The organism is Aliivibrio finisterrensis (assembly GCF_008933155.1).
Classification (GTDB): Bacteria; Pseudomonadota; Gammaproteobacteria; order Enterobacterales; family Vibrionaceae; genus Aliivibrio; species Aliivibrio finisterrensis.
In genome coordinates this window covers 32586-53918 of sequence record NZ_WBVP01000011.1, presented here as the reverse complement: position 1 = coordinate 53918, position 21333 = coordinate 32586, and the positions used below count along the sequence as shown (strand labels likewise).

Genomic DNA, 21333 nt, shown 5'->3' with positions numbered 1-21333 from the left:
AAGAAAAGTAGAAAAAATTCAAGCTATGAAGAGTATTTTACCTCACAAAAACAACAAAAGCCCAGCATAAATGCTGAGCTTTTGAACACAATATCCAAGTGGCTCTGAAAACAAAGCCACTGGTAAGCGTAATATTAACGCTTAGAGAATTGTGGTTTACGACGTGCTTTACGTAGACCAACTTTCTTACGCTCAACGCAACGAGCGTCACGCGTAACATAGCCAGCTGCGCGTAGTGCAGGACGTAGTGATTCATCGTATTGCATAAGAGCGCGTGTGATACCGTGACGGATCGCACCAGCTTGACCAGAAATACCACCACCAGAAACAGTGATGAATAGGTCTAGTTTATCAGTCATTTCAACTAGCTCTAGAGGTTGATTAACAACCATACGTGCTGTTGGACGACCGAAGTAAACTTCAAGGCTACGCTTGTTGATTACGATGTTGCCAGTACCCGGTTTGATAAAAACACGAGCTGCTGAGCTTTTACGGCGACCAGTGCCGTAGTATTGATTCTCTGCCATTGCCATAATCCCCGATTAAATGTCTAGTACTTGTGGTTGTTGAGCAGTGTGGTTATGCTCAGCGCCAGCGTAAACTTTAAGTTTACGGTACATAGCACGACCAAGAGGACCACGTGGAAGCATACCTTTAACAGCTAATTCAATAACCATTTCAGGTTTACGATCGATCAGTTTCTCGAAAGAAATAGATTTTAGACCGCCAGGGAATTCAGTGTGACGGTAGTAGATTTTACCAGCCGCTTTATTACCTGTTACGCGTACTTTCTCTGCGTTGATAACGATGATGTAATCACCAGTATCTACGTGAGGAGTATATTCTGCTTTATGCTTGCCACGTAGGCGAGATGCGATTTCAGTTGCGATACGACCAAGAGTTTTACCTTCAGCGTCTACAACATACCAGTCACGCTTTACAGCGGCTGGTTTAGCAACGAAAGTTTTCATGCTAATGATACCCGTTATTAAATAATTTCACTGATTAGGAGCTTTCGCTCCCACTGTATATTTTTGAGCCCAGTCATCACCCCTTCGAGTGGTTGGCACTCTTGGCAATTACGCCAGTACAGTAACGGTGGGTCGGAGGATTATAGTGAAGCGTGAAGAAAAAATCACCTTTTTTTTGAAGATATTTCACATATTATGAAAAAACAGCAAAAAAAATGAAATTTGACTCTCATCACACCAAATCCCCGCTATAAATTATAAAAATATAGGAGGTAATGATTAAGATAAATGTTCTTTTGCTAAGTATTCGTGGCTTTGCATTTCAACTAGACGAGACTGACAACGTTTAAATTCAAACGTTAAGCGCCCTTTTTCATAAATAGCAGCTAAATCAACTTCTGCTGAGATGATCAATTTGACGTTTCGTTCATAAAACTCATCAACCATGGCAATAAAGCGACGAGCAGCATCATCATTAAGTTCCCCCATGATTTTTACATTAGACAACAAAACCGTGTGATATAAATGCGAAAGCTCAATGTAATCGTGCTGGCTACGTGCACTCTCACACAGTGATTCAAAATCAAAATGAACCACACCATCCCCTTCCGCTTTTACTTCTAGTTGCCGATGATTTATCTCAATGGTTTTTGCCTTGTATTCGCTTTCTGAGGTCAGCTTGTCAAAATATATTTTCATGTTATTTTCCGCTTTCGCATCTAATGGAAAATGAAAAATTTCAGCTTGCTCTAACGTTCTTAATCGATAATCAATGCCACTGTCGACATTAACAATGTCACAATACGCTTCTATTAATGCGATAGCAGGAAGAAAGCGTGCTCGCTGCAAACCATTACGGTACAGGTTATGTGGTTCAATATTTGATGTTGCGACTAAAGCAATCCCACGCTCAAATAAAGCTTCTAATAAAGTAGCCAGAATCATTGCATCTGTTATATCTGAGACAAAAAACTCATCAAAACAAATAATGTCTGCCTCTTGTTTGAATTTATCAGCAACAATAAGTAAAGGATCAGACTGTTGTTTTAGTTCACCCAGTTCATCATGCACTCGTTGCATAAAACGATGAAAATGAACACGCATTTTTCTTTCTGTAGGTAATGCATCATAAAAGGTATCGACTAAATAAGTTTTACCACGGCCTACTCCGCCCCAAAAATAAAGTCCTTTTTCAGGCACGAGTTTTTGGGGTTCGTTTTTTTTAAAAAATCGTTTCCAAGACTTTTTTATTGGTGCTTGAGGAACTTTTAATTCTAAAAGCCGTCGATATAAATCATCAAGATGTTCTACCGCATTTTGTTGAGCGCTATCATGCATAAACCCCTCTTGATTGAGATCTTGCTGATATTTTTCTAATGGTGTCATCACTTTTCATCTTTTCTTTTGTTGATTGACTCCCTTCATAGTAGCATGGACTCAACTCACACTATGAGTGGGCTAACTCACAGTTATACCAATCTAAATATGCAGTTACTAAGGTTAGTATTAAATCGACTCATATTAATAAAAACAGTAAGGAGTACTTCATGGCGTGGACATACGCTTTAATTGGCTTAGCTATTGGTATTACCATTGGCTTTATAATTTCTCGATTTACAGTTCCTAGTATCAAAGATCAAAAATCATTAAAACAAGATTTAGAAAAATCTAAGTATGAGTTGGAACAGTATCGTCAAGAGTTGGTGGACCATTTCGCGACAAGTGCCACCATGCTAGAAGCATTAGCAAAAGATTTTAATAAAATGTATGACCACATGGCGTCAACATCTAAAGAATTAATGCCAAACTTGCCAGAGCAAGATAATCCATTCTCAGCTCGCTTGGATGAGATGACTCTTTCACCAGAGTTAAATAAAAAAATGGCTCATGTAAAAGATGAAATTAATAGCCCACCAAAAGACTATGCGAATGGTGCAAGTGGCTTATTAAAAGATGAACCACTTAGCGATGTAAGCGCAAAAAAAGAAGATAAAATCGCTTAAAATTTGCATTTACTATGAACTTTTACAAAGGCTTTTGAGTCGAATAAGTACACTTTGTTTAACTAAGAGTACATTATCGATGAAAAAGCCTTTGCTTGTTTTAGGTGCTTTAACTTTAAGCATCAGTGCAATTCTTACCCCTATTCAATCTCAAGCGGCCTTACCCCTTGCGGTCAACTCTCAGCAACTTCCTAGCCTTGCACCTATGCTGGAAAAAATCACACCAGCAGTAGTCAGTATCTCCGTTTCTGGAACTCAAGTATCAAAACAACATATACCTGAGCAGTTTCGTTTCTTTTTAGGGCCAGACTTTCCTGCTGAACAAGTTCAAGAGCGACCATTTAGAGGTCTTGGTTCTGGTGTCATCGTTGATGCTAAAAAAGGCTATATCGTAACAAACCATCACGTTATTAACAGTGCGAAAGAAATCCTTGTTCAATTGCATGACGGTCGTGAATACACTGCTGAATTGATTGGCAGTGATGAAATGTCCGATATTGCTTTATTAAAGCTAGAAGAAGCCAAAAACCTAACTCAAATCCAATTAGCTGATTCTGATAATCTACGAGTTGGAGACTTTAGCGTTGCAATAGGTAACCCATTTGGTCTAGGGCAAACCGTTACCTCAGGCATTGTTTCAGCCCTTGGACGTAGTGGATTAAACCTTGATAATTTTGAAAACTTTATTCAAACCGATGCGGCAATCAACAGCGGTAATTCTGGTGGCGCACTGGTGAATTTGAATGGTGAACTTATTGGTATTAATACGGCTATTTTAGGACCAAATGGCGGTAATGTGGGGATTGGATTTGCTATCCCATCTAATATGGTTCGTAATTTATCAGAGCAAATTTTAGAATTTGGTCATGTAAAACGCGGCATACTTGGCGTTCAAGGTGGAGAGCTTACTGCTGAATTGGCAGAAGCCTTTGATTACGACACCAATCACGGTGCCTTTGTTAGTCAAGTCATACCAGAAAGCGCAGCAGATAAAGCGGGAATTAAAGCTGGTGATATTCTTATATCGATTAACGGTAAAAAAATTCAAACCTTTGGCGAATTACGCGCCAAAGTCGCCACTCTAGGTGCGGGAAAAAAAGTGACCTTAGGGCTGATCCGTGATGGAAAAGAAAAAAGCGTCACAGCAACACTGAAAGAAGCGGAACAAGTAAAAGCGAAAGCCGAAAAGCTGCATGATGGCTTAAAAGGCGCCGAACTAGAAAACACATCCCATTCAGATCCTGTTGAAGGCGTGAAAATCAGCAGTATCCAAAAGGGGTCTATGGCTCAGCGTTATGGTTTACAAAAAGGAGATATCATTATTGGTATTAACCGAAGCCGCGTAACTAATTTACAGCACTTTAGAAAGCTATTAGAAGATAAACCACCTGTACTTGCTCTTAATATTCAGCGTGGAGAACAAACGCTTTACCTTGTGATTAAATAATTAAAGCCAAAAAAGAGAATAAGTGTTCAAGTGAGCGCTTATTCTCAACATCTACTTTTTTTAAACGTTCAATGTTATCCTAGCCCACTATTTTATGATTCTTAAAGGTTAGGAAGGCAATGCTTTCATTCTTATTGCGCTCAGCTATTATTGGAACAGCGACAGCTGCCGTTCTGCTATTTGCATTCCCTAATCTTCGCTCATCCATTACGACAGAACAACTTCAAGCAAATCAAGCCCCACAGCAAATAAGTAATCAAATATCATTTAATTATGCGGTTCGTCGAGCTGCACCTGCGGTTGTGAATATTTATAGCCGAAAATACAATGATGAAGACCGCCTTCGTTTAGACACAGAAGGTTTAGGATCTGGCGTTATTGTAAGTGACAAAGGCTATATAATTACAAACTATCATGTGGTTGCCGACGCTGATCAAGTGATTGTAGCCCTGCAAGATGGCCGCTTATTTAACTCTCAGTTAATTGGTAAAGATAAACGTACTGACTTAGCCGTATTACAAATTAAAGATGCTAACCTCCCTGTCATCCCATTAAATCCAAACTATCAAGCGGATATTGGTGATGTGGTTCTTGCTATCGGTAACCCCTATAACCTAGGACAAACTACCACGTTTGGTATTATTTCAGCAACTGGCCGCGCGGCATTAAATGCAGATAGAACACAAGGTTTAATCCAGACAGATGCTGCGATAAACCGTGGTAACTCAGGTGGAGCCTTAGTGAATACTCGGGGAGAGTTAGTTGGTATTAATACCGCCTCTTTCCAGCAGGCAACTGAGCTTGAAACCTATGGGATTTCATTTGCCATTCCTTATGCTCTGGCTGATAAAATCATGCGCCGCTTAATTGCAGATGGACAAGTTATTCGTGGTTATATAGGCATTGATGGTCGAGATATTAACCCGGCAATGGCTCGCTTAATGAATGCAGATAATATTAATGGTATTTTAGTTTTAGGCGTTGCGCCAAATAGCCCAGCAGAAAAAGCAGGGATCATAACTCAAGATATAATTACGAGCATTGATGGGAAAAGTATCATTAATCGACAAAATGTTACGGATATTGTGACCGAATTACGCCCAGAAACTGAGGTTGATGTTGATGTTATTCGTAAGGGAAAACCGCAAACCATTAAAGTTACCATTGCAGAAGATCCTTCAAACTGATCAACTTCAACATTATCAAAACAAAAAAATAGCGCATTGATCATGCGCTATTTTTATATTGAAAAACAACTACGGTTATACCATTCTGGATAAGTAGTTGTTCTGATAATTGCCTAGAAAAAATCGATTTTAACAAGCAAGAATGATCAAATACTTATGTAGATTGGTATTATTCACTCTCTTCAGTTACGATGTTCTCACCATTAATATCAATGCGAGTCACACGTTGCAACCCTCTTGGTAATAAGCTACCACGACGACCACGTTCGCCACGGAAATTATCCAGATCTGTAGGTTTCAAACCTAACTTACGCTTACCCGCATATAAGGTAATGGTTGCACCTTGAGGCAGTGGTAATAAGTGAGACAAGAACTCTTCACGAGACTTCGAACGCGCTGCTGGAATATTGATGATCTTATTCCCTTTACCTTTACCTAATTGTGGTAAATCTTTAATAGGGAACAGCAGCATTCTACCTTCATTTGTAATCGCTAAAATTTCATCATTATCTAAATCAGAAACCGCTTCAGGGTTCATCACTAACGAGTTTTCAGGAAGCGTCAATAACGTCTTACCATTCTTATTCTTCGATAGTAAATCACTTCCTTTACAAACAAAACCATAACCCGCATCAGAACTGATTAACCACGCTTGATCTTCTTCGCCCATAACAACATGAGTAATTTGGCTGCCCGCCGTAATATTCAATCGGCCTGTAATTGGCTCGCCTTGGCTTCTTGCTGAAGGCAAGGTATGGGATTCCAATGCGTAACTTCGACCGTTACTACCCATAAATACCGCAGGCGCATTACTCTTACCACGCGCATGAGCTAGGTATTTATCACCCGACTTATAGTTTAACGTGGTTGGGTCAACTTCATGCCCTTTCGCGTGACGGATCCAACCTTTGTCAGAAAGAACGACAGTAATGGTTTCGCTTGGAATTAAATCACGCTCTGTTAATGCTTTCGCTTCTTCACGCTCAATTAATGGAGAACGACGATCATCACCAAACTTCTCTGCATCCGCTAAGATTTCTTTCTTAATTAACGTATTTAGACGACGCTCAGAACCTAATAACTTCTCAATTTGATCTCGTTCTTTCGCTAACTCATCTTGCTCACCACGGATCTTAATCTCTTCCAGTTTTGCTAACTGGCGAAGTTTAATCTCTAAGATGGCTTCCGCTTGAATTTCAGTTAAATCAAAGCGTGTCATTAATTCGTGCTTTGGATCATCTTCGGTACGAATGATTTCGATAACTTCATCGATATTCAAATACGCAGCCAATAGACCATCTAAAATATGCAAACGCGCTAAGATTTTATCAAGACGATGCTGTAAACGCTTACGAACCGTCGTGCGACGGAATTCAATCCACTCATTAAGAATGCTAACTAAGCCTTTAACTTGCGGACGTAAATCCAAACCAATCATATTTAGGTTCACACGGAAACTTTTTTCAAGATCCGTAGAAGCAAATAGGTGGTTCATTAACGGTTCAGCATCAATACGATTTGAGCGTGGAACAATCACGATACGCGTCGGGTTTTCATGATCTGACTCATCACGAAGATCGTCTACCATTGGTAGCTTTTTCGCTCGCATTTGACTTGCAATTTGTTCTAATAACTTACTGCCTGAAACTTGATGTGGCAATGCAGTAATAACAATATCACCGCCTTCTTTATGCCACACTGCACGCATTTTAATACTGCCACGGCCAGTACGGTAGATTTTCTTAATATCGGTATGAGATGAAATAATTTCAGCTTCAGTTGGATAATCAGGTCCTTGGATAAAGTTCATCACTTCATCTAAATCAGCTTTTGGATTATCCAATAAATGCACCGTCGCATTCGCAACTTCACGCACATTATGAGGAGGAATATCTGTAGCCATACCAACCGCAATACCCATGATGCCATTCAGCAATATATGAGGAAGACGCGCAGGTAAGATCTTAGGCTCTTTCATCGTACCATCAAAGTTTGGCTGCCATTCAACCGTACCTTGGCTTATCTCACCAAGTAAGACATCAGCAAACTTCGATAATTTTGATTCGGTATAACGCATTGCTGCGAACGATTTCGGATCATCCGGCGCACCCCAGTTACCCTGACCATCTACCAATGGGTAGCGGTAAGAGAAAGGCTGGGCCATTAGTACCATCGCTTCATAACAAGCAGAGTCACCGTGTGGGTGGTATTTACCTAATACATCACCAACCGTACGTGCCGATTTTTTGTATTTTGCATTCGCAGATAAACCAAGTTCTGACATCGCATAAATAATACGACGTTGAACGGGTTTCAAACCATCACCAATATAAGGTAATGCACGATCCATGATTACGTACATGGAGTAATTTAGATAAGCGTCTTCTGTAAACTTGCGCAGCGGCAGCTGTTCAACACCTTCCAAGGACATTTCTGAACTCATATCTTATACCTCTGCCTGATCGCCATTAGATTGCAACCAAGCACGACGATCGTCTGCACGTTTTTTACCTAAAAGCATATCCATCATTTCATTGGTCTTTTCATCATCATCAATGGTTAATTGCACCAAGCGACGAGTGTTTGGATCCATGGTTGTTTCACGAAGTTGAAGTGGGTTCATCTCACCCAATCCTTTAAATCGTTGCACGTTAATTTTTGCACGCTTGTTACTTAAACGATCTAACACGCCTTCTTTTTCTGCTTCATCAAGGGCATAAAAAACTTCTTTACCACAGTCAATACGATACAGCGGTGGCATTGCCACATAAACATGTCCAGCACGAACCAGAGAAGAGAAGTGTTTTAGATATAGCGCACATAGAAGAGTCGCAATGTGCAGACCATCTGAATCGGCATCGGCAAGGATACATACTTTACCGTAACGTAAGCCCGATAAATCATCTGAGTCAGGGTCAATGCCTAACGCCACAGAAATATTGTGAACTTCTTGAGAGGCCAATACTTGATCAGCGGATACTTCCCATGTGTTTAGAATTTTACCACGCAGTGGCATTACCGCTTGGAATTCACGATCACGCGCTTGTTTTGCAGAACCACCCGCCGAGTCCCCTTCCACTAAGAAAAGTTCGGTACGAGCTAAATCTTGAATTGAACAGTCTGTCAATTTACCTGGCAATGTAGGACCTGATGCAATCTTCTTACGAACAACTTTCTTAGCTGCTCGCATACGGCGGTGTGCATTGGCAATACAGGCTTCAGCAATCAGTTCTGCAATTTGTGGTTTTTCGTTCAACCATAAACTAAAGGCATCTTTTACAACACCAGAAACAAATGCAGCACATTGACGTGAAGATAAACGCTCTTTGGTCTGGCCTGCAAACTGAGGATCTTGCATTTTAACCGACAAAACGTAAGCACAGCGATCCCAAATATCATCCGCAGTTAATTTCACACCACGTGGTAATAAATTACGGAACTCACAGAATTCACGCATTGCATCTAAAAGACCTTGGCGCATACCATTTACGTGCGTACCACCTTGAGCCGTAGGGATAAGGTTTACATAGCTTTCAGAAACAAGTTCTCCGCCTTCAGGCAACCAAGTTACGGCCCAATCTGCAGCTTCACCTTTACCTAAGAATGCGCCCGTAAATGGGTCTTCAGGTAATAATGTATAACCACTAACGCCCTCTAATAGATAATCTTTAAGGCCATCTTCATAACACCATCTATGTTCTTTATCGTTTACTTTGTCTTTAAAAACAATCTCTAAACCGGGGCATAGTACTGCTTTAGCTTTTAGATTATTAATAAGACGAGTCACTGAGAACTTCGGTGAATCAAAATAGCTTGTATCAGGCCAGAAATGTACACTAGTACCACGATTACGACGGCCACAAGTACCTACAACCGTTAAATCAGAAACCTTATCGCCATGTTCAAACGCAATTTCATATATTTGACCATCACGACGGACAGTAACTTCTACACGCTTTGATAAGGCATTTACTACCGAGATGCCAACCCCGTGCAAACCACCTGAGAATTCGTAGTTTTTACCTGAGAATTTACCACCAGCATGTAACTTACAAAGGATCAGTTCAACACCTGATACTTTCTCTACCGGATGGATATCAACAGGCATACCACGTCCATCATCAATCACTTCTAAAGATTGATCGGCGTGTAAAATTACTTCAACTTTTTTCGCATGTCCGGCTAACGCTTCATCAACACTGTTATCTATAACTTCTTGCCCTAAATGGTTTGGGCGAGTGGTGTCGGTATACATACCAGGACGGCGACGAACGGGCTCAAGGCCATTTAGAACCTCAATGGCTCCTGCATTATATTGTTCAGTCATATCTCGGAAGGCTTCTTAAAATTTGTCACATAGTCTGAAAGGGAAGGAGGAAAGTCAAGTAAACGACCCTATTCCACTCTAAATATGTGGCTTTGTATTAAAGATTGTATAGATACTGTGTCTCTAGCGTAGAGAAAGCGTAACTATAAATTTAGAAATTGAATAATTTGTTCGGGGTAACGCTCAAAATCAACAAAACTGTGGTCACCCTCTTTTTCTATGGTTTGTTTGCAGGCTGAATATTTGTCTACCGCTTGTCGATAATCAAGCACTTCATCGCCTTCTTGCTGTAATAACCACAAAGAGTTCGGGGTATCAATCAAATCAACACGCAATGAAAAGAGTTCTTTCATGTGTTTTTCTTCAAGGAAGTACTCTTCTTGTGTATACGGGTTCACTTGAGTTCCTAAATAATCCTCAAGCAACTCATAAGGCTTCACGGCTGGATTAACTAACACCGCTTTACATCCATAGCGATGGTTTAACCATGTTGATAAATATCCGCCTAGCGAACTGCCGACTAAGCCTATTTGGTAGTCAGTTTGGTACTTTTCGACCAATTGAGTTAAATACTGAGCGGCTTCTTTTGGATAAGAAGGCAATCGAGGTGTTATCACCTTAATGTCTGGACGTTGCGCTTCACAATAACGAGTCATGACTTGCGCTTTATGGGATAACGGTGAGCTGTTAAACCCATGAATATATAAGAGTAAACTTGGTTTTTTCACTTAATAGCCTCCAGCATCACTGTCAGCAGAAAAATTACAATTCTCTAAACGGTGTACTTGCGTCTCAATTCTTCCATCAGGCAGTAAATCCAACGTTCTCCAGCCTGGTGCTTGTGAGTCTAAGGCAAAATCATCAGAATCTGGAAGAAATTGTATACAGGTTGAAGGCGTGGCAAGTAAACGGGCACCATTAACAATACAGTCAAGTTCTTGGTGAATATGGCCACATACAATGCCACTGACATTGTCATGCTGACCAACGACACTCCAAAATTCATCATTGTCTTTTAACTGATGCTGATCAAGCCATGCGCTACCCGCAGGCAGTGGGTGATGATGCAATAGCACTAAGGAATGACGGTCTGGATTTTGGGATAGCACGCTATCAAGTAAAGCTAGTTGCTCTTTTGATAATGCCCCATGAGGCACTCCTACCACTTGGCTATCCAGAATAATTAGTTGCCAGTGCTGACCTATAAATAAATGCTCACAAGCTTGGATTTGCGAGGAGGGCAGAACTCCACCCATACTAGGTTTATAATCATGATTACCTGGTAACCAATAACATGGCTTTACTAATGGCTTAATTCCATCAACAAAATGTTGATATGACTGCACAGTATGATCTTGAGAGATGTCACCCGTTGCGATAATCGCATCAAAATTTGGCGTGCGTTGCTGTACCTGTTCAACAACAGTTTGAAAACTTTTTAATGTAGGTACACCAAGAAGCGCCCCATCTTCAGGCGCAAACAAATGCGTATCTGTTATCTGTAACAACCGAACTGGGCCGTTTTCGTTATTTAGTAATGTTTCCGAGAGCAAAATAGCTACAACCTTTTAATTCTTTTCTAAAAAAATGGGTTCTTGGCTTATCCCATTTTTCAAACAAAACGTTAGCCAGTCACTTAAAAACTGGTTTAATTGATGCTTTTCATCTTTTTGAAGCATCTTCCCATTTGGGTAATCATATTTCGCTTTAATGTAGGCAAGTTGCTGGCTCGCACACACCTCTGCAACTCTCGCATCATGATAAAGCCTTACTGTTAACTTCGGAAGTGGGTATGTTGGTTTCTCATCTATTTGATAAACTTCAACTAATGTTGTATATACCGTCACCTCCAGTACCTTAATCTGATACTGTTGCTGACAAACTTGATAGCAAGTTAGTGCACCTATTTTTTCATTCTTTGGTAAAAGTGACACCAATTTAGCGTAATTAGTTTCATATACTCTCATCAAGCTTGCTAAATCTACATGGTATTTGCGCATGTTATTACGCATTCCACTGTGATTGTAAGCGCGAAACATTTAATTCTAACCACTGAAGCGCAATAATTGAGGCAGCATTCTCAATTATGCCACGAGTCACTAATGTGTAAGCTTCTTCTCGGGTCACAACATGAACCCGAATGTCTTCATTTTCTTCTTCTAAGCCATGAATACCAACCGCTTTAGAGGCATCAACACAGCCGACAAACACATCTATCTGCTCTGTGCAACCGCCAGAAGAGGGGTAAAAATGAGAGATTTTCTCTAAATGAGAAACCTCAATGCCAGCTTCTTCATTGGCTTCTCGAATGGCAACCTGCGCTGCGGTTTGATCTTTATCTATCATTCCGGCAACGATCTCATACTGCCAAGGAGAATCAGACTCTAGTGCACCAACTCGAATTTGCTCTATTAACACGACACTATCGCTTACCGGATCATAAGGCAGTAACGCCACAGCATGCCCGCGCTCAAACAACTCTCTTTCGATTACCTCACTCCAACCACCTTGAAATAGTTGATGGCGAAAGCTCACTTTTGTCATTTTGAAAAAGCCATTATAGAGCGATGCTTTCGACAAAATATCAACATCACCTGAACTAAATTGGCTTTCTAATTGTATTTTTGATGATGAATTCATTTTGCTCTCCGCATTTTGTGGCTCAGTTTTATCACTCATCGAGGACGGCAACAATTTTTTAACTCAACTTTTTTGATAATGCTTACATTTTTTTTAGATGCTTTCCACATTATTAAGATACCAAAAGTCGATAAAACGTAAAAAAACGTAATCTTTACAGCCAGAGTACTGAGAGTTAAGGTACACTCTATGTACTATATTATATAAAACAATTTTTGCAGGACAAACCACCATGAGAAAACTGCTTCCACTCTTAATTGGAATGGCATTAGGTAGTTTCAGCTCTTTAGCTGCTGCCGATGACCTTGCGCAAGTATACAATCAAGCTAAAGAAAATGATCCTCAACTTCTAAGAGCTGCTGCAACTAAAGATGCTGCTTTTGAAGCAGTAAATTCATCTCAAAGTTCATTATTGCCACAAGTTAATTTAACTGCGGGTTACAATATGACCCGTAGTAATTACGATCCTAATGAGCAAAATGTATTAAACGCAGGCATTTCACTATCCCAAGAACTATACCAACGTTCTAGCTGGGTAAGCTTAGATATCTCAGAGAAAAGCGCTCGCCAAGCTGATTCTGCGTATGCTGCGGAGCAACAAGGCGTAATTTTACGTGTTGCTCAAGCGTATTTTGATGTGTTACGTGCTAATGATAACCTTGAATTTGTACGTGCAGAAAAAGCAGCGGTTGGTCGCCAACTTGAGCAAACGAAACAACGGTTTGATGTGGGTTTATCTGCAATTACCGATGTTCATGATGCACAAGCACAATACGATAGCGTATTAGCAAATGAAGTATTAACAGAAAACCAACTAGTTAATAGCTACGAAGATCTTCGTGTTATTACTGGAAAGGGTCATACCAAGTTAAGCGTGTTAAATACAGAGCGCTTCTCTGCTAGCCCTTCAACACAAAGCTCTGACAGCTTAATTGATGAAGCACAACAAAAAAACTTAACTCTACTGGCTGCTCGTATCAGCGCTGATATTGCAAAAGATAATATCTCTCTAGCAAGCTCAGGCCATATGCCGTCACTGACTTTTGATGCGTCGTATGGCTACACGGATATTTCAGGAACACACTCTCCTCAACGAACTGATTATGATTATAATGATTTAAAAGCAGGTATTAATTTAGTTGTTCCTATTTATACTGGTGGTAACACGAGTTCATTAACGAGCCAAGCTAAGTTTCAATACGTTGCGGCAAGCCAAGAATTAGAAGCAACTTACCGTGATGTGACGAAAAATGTTCGTGCATTTAACAACAATATCAATGCGTCAATTGGGGCATTAAAAGCGTACGAGCAAACGGTAATCTCGGCAAAATCAGCATTAGAAGCAACAGAAGCCGGTTTTGATGTTGGTACACGTACGATTGTTGATGTATTAGATTCAACGCGTCGTTTGTATGATGCTAACCGTAACCTAGCAAACGCTCGTTACGACTACATCTTAAGTGTCCTTCAGCTAAAACAAGCGGTTGGTACATTAAGCGAGCAAGATATCATGGATATCAACGCAGGTTTAAAAGCAAACAAAACCACGCAAGCTAAATAAGCCAATACCCATCGTATATTTTTATGATGGGTATAGCCCAAACAAAAAAGCTACATTACTATAATGTAGCTTTTCTTTTATGCATTACGGATGATATTAACCGCGACCACCTTTAATTGCTTCAATGATGCCTGTTGTTGAACAACCATCTTCAAAGTTTAAGACTTTCACTTCACCGCCAGCAGCAATCACTTCTGCACCACCAGCAATATCTTCGATTGTGTAGTCACCACCTTTTACAAGTAACGTTGGCAATACTTCAGAAATAAGACGCTGAGGTGTATCTTCAGAGAAAGGAACAACCCAATCAACCGCACCTAGCCCTGCCAATACCGCCATACGACGATCTGTTGGGTTAATAGGACGACCTGGGCCCTTCAAGCGCTGTACTGATTCGTTAGTGTTAACCGCTACAATAAGACGATCGCCTAATTCTGCTGCGTGGTTTAGATAAGAAACATGACCTGCATGTAAAATATCAAAACAACCATTGGTCATGACTACTCTTTCACCACGATCACGAGCTTGTTTTACCGCATTAACCAAAGCATCTTCACTGATAATTCCAAAACCAGAATCTTGGCTGCCGTGAATCGCTTCTGCCAGTTCAATGGTTGATAGCGTCGATGTACCCAGTTTACCAACAACTACACCTGCTGCTGCATTCGCTAATGCACACGCTTCATCAAGTGGTTTGCCTGTTGATACTGATGCTGCTAAAACAGAAATAACCGTATCGCCAGCGCCCGTTACATCAAACACTTCGCGAGCTTGAGTAGGCAAATGTAATGGCTCCATATTACGACGAAGTAATGTCATACCGTGCTCACTACGTGTTACTAATAACGCTTCAAAATCAAACTCTTCGATAATCTGTTGGCCTTTGGCAACCAAATCGTCTTCGTCTTTTACTTTGCCAACAACCGTTTCAAATTCAAGCATGTTTGGGGTTAATAATGTTGCACCGCGGTAACGTTCAAAATCGGCGCCTTTAGGGTCGATAAATACAGGAACATTGACTTTGCGTGCTTCTTGGATCATTAATTGAACGTGCTCTAATGCCCCTTTTGCATAATCAGATAATACAACCGCTTTTACTTTTGATAACGCAGCTTGCATACGGCTGATTAAAGGCTCAGCAGGAACATCATGGAAGCTTTCTTCGAAATCCAAACGGATAAGCTGTTGACCACGGCTCATCACTCGTAGTTTGGTAATCGTTGGAAACTCAGGAAGAGAAACAAAATCACAATGCACTTTTAATGACGCTAATGTCGCTGTTAATGCTTTTGCTGGTTCATCATCCCCAACAAGACCAACAAGATGAGCATTACCGCCTAACGCAGCAATATTCATCGCAACGTTTGCTGCACCGCCAGGACGCTCTTCAATATTATTTACTTTAACCACAGGCACTGGTGCTTCTGGTGAAATACGATTCGTTGGACCACCCCAATAGCGGTCAAGCATTACATCACCAACAATCAACACACCGGATTGTTCGTAATTAGGAAGTGTCGGTTTCATTCTTTTCTCCGGGTAATAAACAGCAAATCATCTACCATTATTGGTTTGTGCTATCTATCAAAATTATCTGCTATAAATGGTAGCATTTACGCAAGTTCTGCGCCAACTTAGAAAGAGTAAACTCTAGGTTTAGTAAAACTTACTCACCAAACCATTGATTCCAAGCAGTTACTACTGTTTTTCTCTCTTCATTAAAACCTGTATCGGCAACATCGGCATCAAAACCTAATAAATTGCGATGATGGATTTCGTTTCTCATTACGCAATAAGCATGAATTAAGGATTGAGATAACTCCTCACTCATGACGTCCTGCTCCGCAAAGCTTTCAAATATACGAACATTGTCAGACCATCGAGTGAGTTTTGGCGCTTGGTTAGCGTGATTTAACACTAAGTATTGGGCTAAAAACTCAATATCAGTAATACCACCTGCATCTTGCTTCAACATAAAGCGTCCTGCTTTCTTTCCGCCTAAATGATCTCGCATTTTCTCGCGCATCTCGACAACGTCTTGTTGTAATTTTTGTTCATCTCTCTCTAGGCAGAGAATATCATGACGCGTTGCATTAAATGCAGACTGCAACGTCATATCCCCATAAATCATACGAGCACGAACCAGAGCTTGGTGTTCCCATGTCCATGCCTCTTCTCTTTGGTATTCATCAAATGCTTCACTGGTGCTCACCAATAAACCCGATGCGCCTGATGGGCGTAAACGTGTATCGACTTCATATAAAATTCCAGAAGGGGTTCGCACAGAGAAAATATGAATAATTCGTTGTGCTAATCGCAAATAAAACTGACGACCATCAATCTCTTTTTTGCCATTAGTATAGGTATTCACATCACAATCATGCATGAAAACGATATCAAGATCAGAATTATAACCAAGCTCCCAGCCGCCAACTTTACCGTAACCAATTACCGCAAAGCCTTTACTGTCTCGCCCTTCAAGGTGCGTTGGCTCGCCAAATTTTTCAGTGACTTGTAACCAGGCTTGATTAACCACCGCTTCAACTATCGCTTCTGATAAGTAGGTTAAGTGATCACTGACTTTCATTAATGACAAACCACCCGCGATATCGGAGGCTGCAATTCTAAGTAAACACACCTGCTTAAACTGACGTAACGCCTCCATCTGCTGTTCCATGTCATCTTCAGGAATGCGGGCAAGAAATTCATTCAATTCAATTTTATATTGGCTCAACTCAATTGGGTTATAGAGTTGATTAATATCCAATAGTTCATCCAACAATATCGGATAACGAGTCAATTGCTCAGCGACCATTGGACTTGCTGCACACAAACGAACTAAATGTTGTAATGCGCCATTGTGCTCATCAAGCAATTCTAGGTACGTGGTTCTTGTGGCAATTGCTTGGATCAATTTCGTTAATCGAGGCAAAGTGTCACTTGCGTCTTCTCGGCTAATCACAATGCTGAACAATTTGGGCATTAAATGCATGATCGCTTCACGCCCTCTTGGGCCTAGCGTTTTCTTTTTAAGTTCACCTTTAAACTCAATAATATGACGAGTGAGCGACTCTGCTTGTTCAGCATTCAACTCTTGTAAGATATTCTCAAGCACTTCAGGGTTATGTGCCATGTCCCATAATTCGACATACGACTTATCAATGCTATTTTCTTGTTCTTCTTCATCATGGCCAATCAAATTTTCAAACACAGAATGTATACTACTCATGTGCTTTTCTATCGCGCTATATAGCTCATCCCAATTAGCCACTCCCATCGCAAAAGCCAAGCGGGATTGATCTCTCTCATCCATGGGCAATGTCTGAGTTTGCTTGTCTCCAATTGCTTGTAATAAGTTTTCTAAACGACGTAAGAAACAATAACCCACGGTTAAATTATCAACTTCTTGGATTGATAATTGGCCTAGTTCTTTAATTGCTTCTAACGTTTCTAATAACCCGCGACCACGTAAAGAAGGCTCTCTGCCACCACGGATTAATTGAAAGACTTGAGCTATAAATTCAACTTCTCGAATACCACCAGGACCAAGTTTAATATTATCATTCAAGCCACGACGACGAACTTCGGTGGTAATCATCGACTTCATTCGACGTAAGGCTTGAATAGCGCCAAAATCAATGTAACGACGGAAAACAAATGGGCGTAACATTTGGCGAAGTTCTTGATAATGGCTGTAAGTTTCTTTGCCCATCACTCGCGCTTTTATCATCGCGTAGCGTTCCCAATCGCGGCCTTGTTCTTGATAGTAATCTTCTAACGCTGCGTAACTCATGACTAATGGCCCACTTTCCCCAAATGGACGCAAACGTAAGTCAACACGATAACAGAAGCCATCAAATGTGGTTTGATCTAATGCTTTAATGATCTTCTGACCTAAGCGAGTAAAGAATTGTGCATTCGCTATACTTCGACGAGCGCCTTCGGTTTCTCCATTTTCAGGATAGGTGAAAATCAAATCAATATCTGATGAGAAGTTTAATTCTCCACCACCCAGCTTCCCCATCCCTATGATCAACATAGGTTGCGCCTCACCTTGTGCGTTTCTTGGTGTTCCCCAATCAATGCACGCCTGCTTGTAAAGCCATTGATATGACTCGACAATCAAAGCTTCAGCTAATAAAGAAAGATGAGATAAACTGATTTCTAAAGACCAATGATTGCCCTCTTTCTCATGAGCTAACGTGAAGTCACGCCACGCGATATAGGCCATTTCACGTCGTCTAAAATAGCGAAGTTCCCGCATCAAGGCATTTTCGTCATTACATTGAGATAAACACTCTTGTAATCGAGAACGATAATCTTCACTACGATCAATCACTTCAAACATTGATGGGAAGCGTTGGCATAACACTTCGTCTTGCTGAAATGCCTCATGCAAGAAATCACTGCACCCTAAGGCTATCAAGAGCTGCCCCTGTAATGTATTAGGCCACTGCTGTATATGGGAAAGATGAGTTAACTCTTGTTGACGACGTTCTGCTAATGACGCTAATGAGGATGGCAAAGACATGATATTCCTTATCGAAAATTCCTTATGACCGCCAAGTACGATCAGACTGTTGATACTGTGCCAAATTTTGTTTTTCGCCGCAAATAAAAACGCCTACAACTGAGTGTAGGCGTTAATTAAATTAAGTTAGTTTGTCTTAAAGTTTAAAGACTTTCATTTTTGCTTCTAACTCTTCTGCGTTTTTCTGCATTTCTTCGGATGTTTCGGTTAGCTCTGTCATCACAACAACAGACGCATCTACCAGTTCACGAACATTGGTTAAGTTTTGATCCATCTCTTCTGCTACTGAACTTTGCTGATCTGCTGCACTTGCGATTTGGAAGTTCATTTCATTAATATGGTTTACTTGATTAACAATGCTGTCTAACTCTGTGCCTGCATTGGTTACAAGCTCTACACCTTCCGCAGCTTCAACCACACTTTTTTCCATCAACTCAACCGCTTGGTTTGCACTGTTTTGTAATTGAGTGATCATCTCTTGAATTTCAACGGTAGCACCTTGCGTGCTTTGTGCTAGGTTTCTTACTTCATCGGCAACGACAGCAAAGCCACGCCCTGCATCACCCGCTCGAGCCGCTTCAATCGCTGCATTTAATGCAAGTAAATTGGTTTGCTCAGAGATACCACGAATCGTTTCTACCACCGAGCTGATTGACATCACTCTTTCTTCTACTTGATTAACCACCTCAGCAGAAGCAGCAATATCACCTGATAATGCTTGGATCTTAACTATCGTACCTTCAACAAATTCTTGACCTACTTTTGCTTGAGTTTGTGCCTGCTCGGTACCAATAGAAGCATTACGCGCATTCTCAGCCACATTCTGAACCGTTGAATTCATTTCACTCATGGCTGTTGCTAGCTGATCAATTTCAGCAAACTCTTCTTGAGCCGCTTCTTTTGTTCCTTCCATACTGATGGTCATTATTTCCGTCAACCCAGCGAGCTCTTGAGATGCTGATAACTGAGTTTCAACCACAGATTTAAGCTGTAATCGTGTTTTATTTAGCTCTCTTGCCAAATCACCAAACTCATCTTTGCAGTTCATCTCAACAGGCTCTGAAAGATTTTGAGCGGCAATCTGTTTCATTGAAGCATTTAAATACTTCATTTGACGCAGCATAATGCTTGAAGCGCTCAATAAAATAACCATGAAAGAAACGATCATCGCTAATGTTTGCCAAATCACTTGCGTTAAATACTCTTGATAATATTGTTCAGCAACATTTGAAGATTGTGAAGCCACAACGACCCAATCATGGTTTGGAACTTTTACTGCCGATTCAAAACGAGAATGCTCATTTAATGAATATGCTTTTTGAGAAGACAACTCACTGAATAACTGCTGCAAAGAAGCCCCATCATCCAGTGTATTATTAAAAGAAGAAAGTGAACGGATAGATTGATGTCCAAATACCTCACCATTCTTACGATTAATCACATAAATATAATTACCGTCTTTCCAGCCTTTTGATTGACTGGTGATCGCTTCAGCGACTAAATCGTTTCCTTCTGAGTTATAATTTAAAAGACGATTTACTAATTCAGCATTAGCAATGGCTGATTCTTGCGCTCGTTCTTTCTGAATAGTAATAACAGATTGGTAAAAGTTATTCGCATCCCACAATTGTTTTGTTACTAATAGAACCGTACTAAATACCATTAACATGACCAACTTTGGCACCAATTTAATATCAGTGACCAATCTTTCCCATGGCTTAAAGGTTATTGTTGACATCCTCACTCCCTGCTCGCTTTCAGAATCAATTTTTTTAGTGCATGATAAATAGATATCTGCACAAAAACTACGCGTATCAATATTGTATCGACGGATAGGTATAAATAATTAACATGAATCATAACAAAATTGACCTAAGACCCTTGAGCTTAATGTCACTGATACTTTCCTTTTTATCACTAATTGTGATCTCAAGCCTGCTGTTCGTACCACTAGATCACACCAGCCGCACCATGCTAATCGCACTCGACACTATTATATGTGGTCTCTTTCTCTTTCAGCTTAGTCTTGATTTATTTCGTAGTAAGCACCGTCGCCAGTATTTAAAAGATCACTGGATAGATTTTATTGCGAGCATCCCCATTATCGAACCTATTCGTTACGCTAGGATTTTTCATATTTTACGTATATGCCGTTTACTTCGCTCTAGCCAATCTTTGTTAAAACAAATTCAGTCAAATCGAAAAGAAGCCACTATTGCTTCAATTTTAGTATTAATGGTGACACTTATTTCTTTGGGTTCTGTCTTTATGTTGATGTTTGAAGGATCAAACCCTGAAGCAAACATACATACCGCAGGAGATGCGATATGGTGGGCCTTTGTTACAATATCCACCGTCGGTTATGGTGACCATTATCCAGTGACTGTTGCAGGGAAAGTGCTAGCGGTGTTGATTATTTTATCTGGGGTTGGCATCTTCGGTATGATCTCGGGGTTGATAACCTCAATTATTACAGAGCCTGCAAAAGTAGAACAAAGACGACACGAGCAGAAAGAAAAACACGATCGAGATGAGAAGCTTCACTTATTATTACAACAGCAAAGTGAAATACTAAAAAAACTAGAACAACTAGAACAACTAGAAAATAAAAAAGAGAAGTAATCAAACAGGGTTGCTTGCTAACTTCTCTTCTTTTTACCGCTTAA

General features: G+C 40.4%; 17 protein-coding genes. 5 read left to right on the top strand and 12 right to left on the bottom strand.

Annotation, left to right across the window (positions count from 1 at the left end):
- Positions 1–134: 134 nt before the first annotated feature.
- From rpsI to zapE, 3 genes are all read right to left on the bottom strand, one after another.
- Complete coding sequence (gene rpsI, locus F8B77_RS11045; RefSeq protein ID WP_060994077.1) at positions 135–527, bottom strand: 30S ribosomal protein S9; 393 nt, start codon at positions 525–527, stop codon at positions 135–137.
- A 15-nt stretch (positions 528–542) separates the two neighbouring features.
- On the bottom strand, positions 543–971 hold the full coding sequence (rplM, locus tag F8B77_RS11040; protein ID WP_130043953.1) for a 50S ribosomal protein L13: 429 nt from the start codon (positions 969–971) through the stop codon (positions 543–545).
- 279 nt (positions 972–1250) lie between these two features.
- Entirely contained in the window at positions 1251–2357 is a 1107-nt protein-coding gene (gene zapE, locus F8B77_RS11035; protein WP_151655427.1) for a cell division protein ZapE, read from the bottom strand.
- Between the two features lie 161 nt (positions 2358–2518).
- Between zapE and zapG the strand changes: the two genes are divergently transcribed.
- The 3 genes from zapG to degS all read left to right on the top strand — a co-directional run bounded on the left by zapG (position 2519) and on the right by degS (position 5608).
- A complete protein-coding gene (gene zapG, locus F8B77_RS11030) occupies positions 2519–2974 on the top strand; it encodes a Z-ring associated protein ZapG (RefSeq protein WP_151655384.1) in 456 nt (151 codons plus the stop codon).
- Between the two features lie 79 nt (positions 2975–3053).
- Positions 3054–4421, top strand: coding sequence for a Do family serine endopeptidase (locus tag F8B77_RS11025; RefSeq protein WP_151655383.1), 1368 nt, complete (start codon positions 3054–3056; stop codon positions 4419–4421).
- 119 nt (positions 4422–4540) lie between these two features.
- Positions 4541–5608 carry an outer membrane-stress sensor serine endopeptidase DegS gene (gene degS, locus F8B77_RS11020; RefSeq protein WP_151655382.1) on the top strand — a complete coding sequence of 356 codons (1068 nt, stop codon included), beginning with the start codon at positions 4541–4543 and terminating at the stop codon, positions 5606–5608.
- A gap of 169 nt (positions 5609–5777) precedes the next feature.
- Here degS and parC read toward each other — a convergent pair whose 3' ends face one another.
- From parC to nudF, 6 genes are all read right to left on the bottom strand, one after another.
- Entirely contained in the window at positions 5778–8051 is a 2274-nt protein-coding gene (gene parC, locus F8B77_RS11015) for a DNA topoisomerase IV subunit A (protein ID WP_151655381.1), read from the bottom strand.
- Positions 8052–8054: 3 nt separating this feature from the next.
- Positions 8055–9935, bottom strand: coding sequence for a DNA topoisomerase IV subunit B (gene parE, locus F8B77_RS11010; protein ID WP_151655380.1), 1881 nt, complete (start codon positions 9933–9935; stop codon positions 8055–8057).
- A gap of 143 nt (positions 9936–10078) precedes the next feature.
- Complete coding sequence (gene yqiA, locus F8B77_RS11005) at positions 10079–10663, bottom strand: esterase YqiA (RefSeq protein ID WP_151655379.1); 585 nt, start codon at positions 10661–10663, stop codon at positions 10079–10081.
- Positions 10664–11488, bottom strand: a complete 825-nt coding sequence (gene cpdA, locus F8B77_RS11000; RefSeq protein WP_151655378.1) for a 3',5'-cyclic-AMP phosphodiesterase — start codon at positions 11486–11488, stop codon at positions 10664–10666.
- A gap of 15 nt (positions 11489–11503) precedes the next feature.
- Complete coding sequence (locus F8B77_RS10995) at positions 11504–11935, bottom strand: DUF1249 family protein (protein WP_167512807.1); 432 nt, start codon at positions 11933–11935, stop codon at positions 11504–11506.
- Between the two features lie 4 nt (positions 11936–11939).
- Positions 11940–12575 carry an ADP-ribose diphosphatase gene (gene nudF / locus F8B77_RS10990; protein ID WP_151655376.1) on the bottom strand — a complete coding sequence of 212 codons (636 nt, stop codon included), beginning with the start codon at positions 12573–12575 and terminating at the stop codon, positions 11940–11942.
- A gap of 232 nt (positions 12576–12807) precedes the next feature.
- Here nudF and tolC point away from each other — a divergent pair, with 232 nt between their 5' ends.
- Positions 12808–14136, top strand: a complete 1329-nt coding sequence (gene tolC / locus F8B77_RS10985; RefSeq protein ID WP_151655375.1) for an outer membrane channel protein TolC — start codon at positions 12808–12810, stop codon at positions 14134–14136.
- Positions 14137–14232: 96 nt separating this feature from the next.
- On the opposite strand, the gene hldE is transcribed toward tolC, so the two are convergent.
- The 3 genes from hldE to F8B77_RS10970 form a co-directional block, all read right to left on the bottom strand.
- Positions 14233–15663 (bottom strand): bifunctional D-glycero-beta-D-manno-heptose-7-phosphate kinase/D-glycero-beta-D-manno-heptose 1-phosphate adenylyltransferase HldE, encoded by a 1431-nt coding sequence (gene hldE / locus F8B77_RS10980; protein WP_151655374.1) that lies wholly within the window; start codon positions 15661–15663, stop codon positions 14233–14235.
- Between the two features lie 139 nt (positions 15664–15802).
- Positions 15803–18667, bottom strand: coding sequence for a bifunctional [glutamate--ammonia ligase]-adenylyl-L-tyrosine phosphorylase/[glutamate--ammonia-ligase] adenylyltransferase (gene glnE / locus F8B77_RS10975; protein ID WP_151655373.1), 2865 nt, complete (start codon positions 18665–18667; stop codon positions 15803–15805).
- A 136-nt stretch (positions 18668–18803) separates the two neighbouring features.
- Entirely contained in the window at positions 18804–20405 is a 1602-nt protein-coding gene (locus F8B77_RS10970; protein WP_151655372.1) for a methyl-accepting chemotaxis protein, read from the bottom strand.
- Positions 20406–20518: 113 nt separating this feature from the next.
- Here F8B77_RS10970 and F8B77_RS10965 point away from each other — a divergent pair, with 113 nt between their 5' ends.
- Positions 20519–21289, top strand: coding sequence for a potassium channel family protein (locus tag F8B77_RS10965; RefSeq protein WP_151655371.1), 771 nt, complete (start codon positions 20519–20521; stop codon positions 21287–21289).
- Positions 21290–21333: the final 44 nt, after the last annotated feature.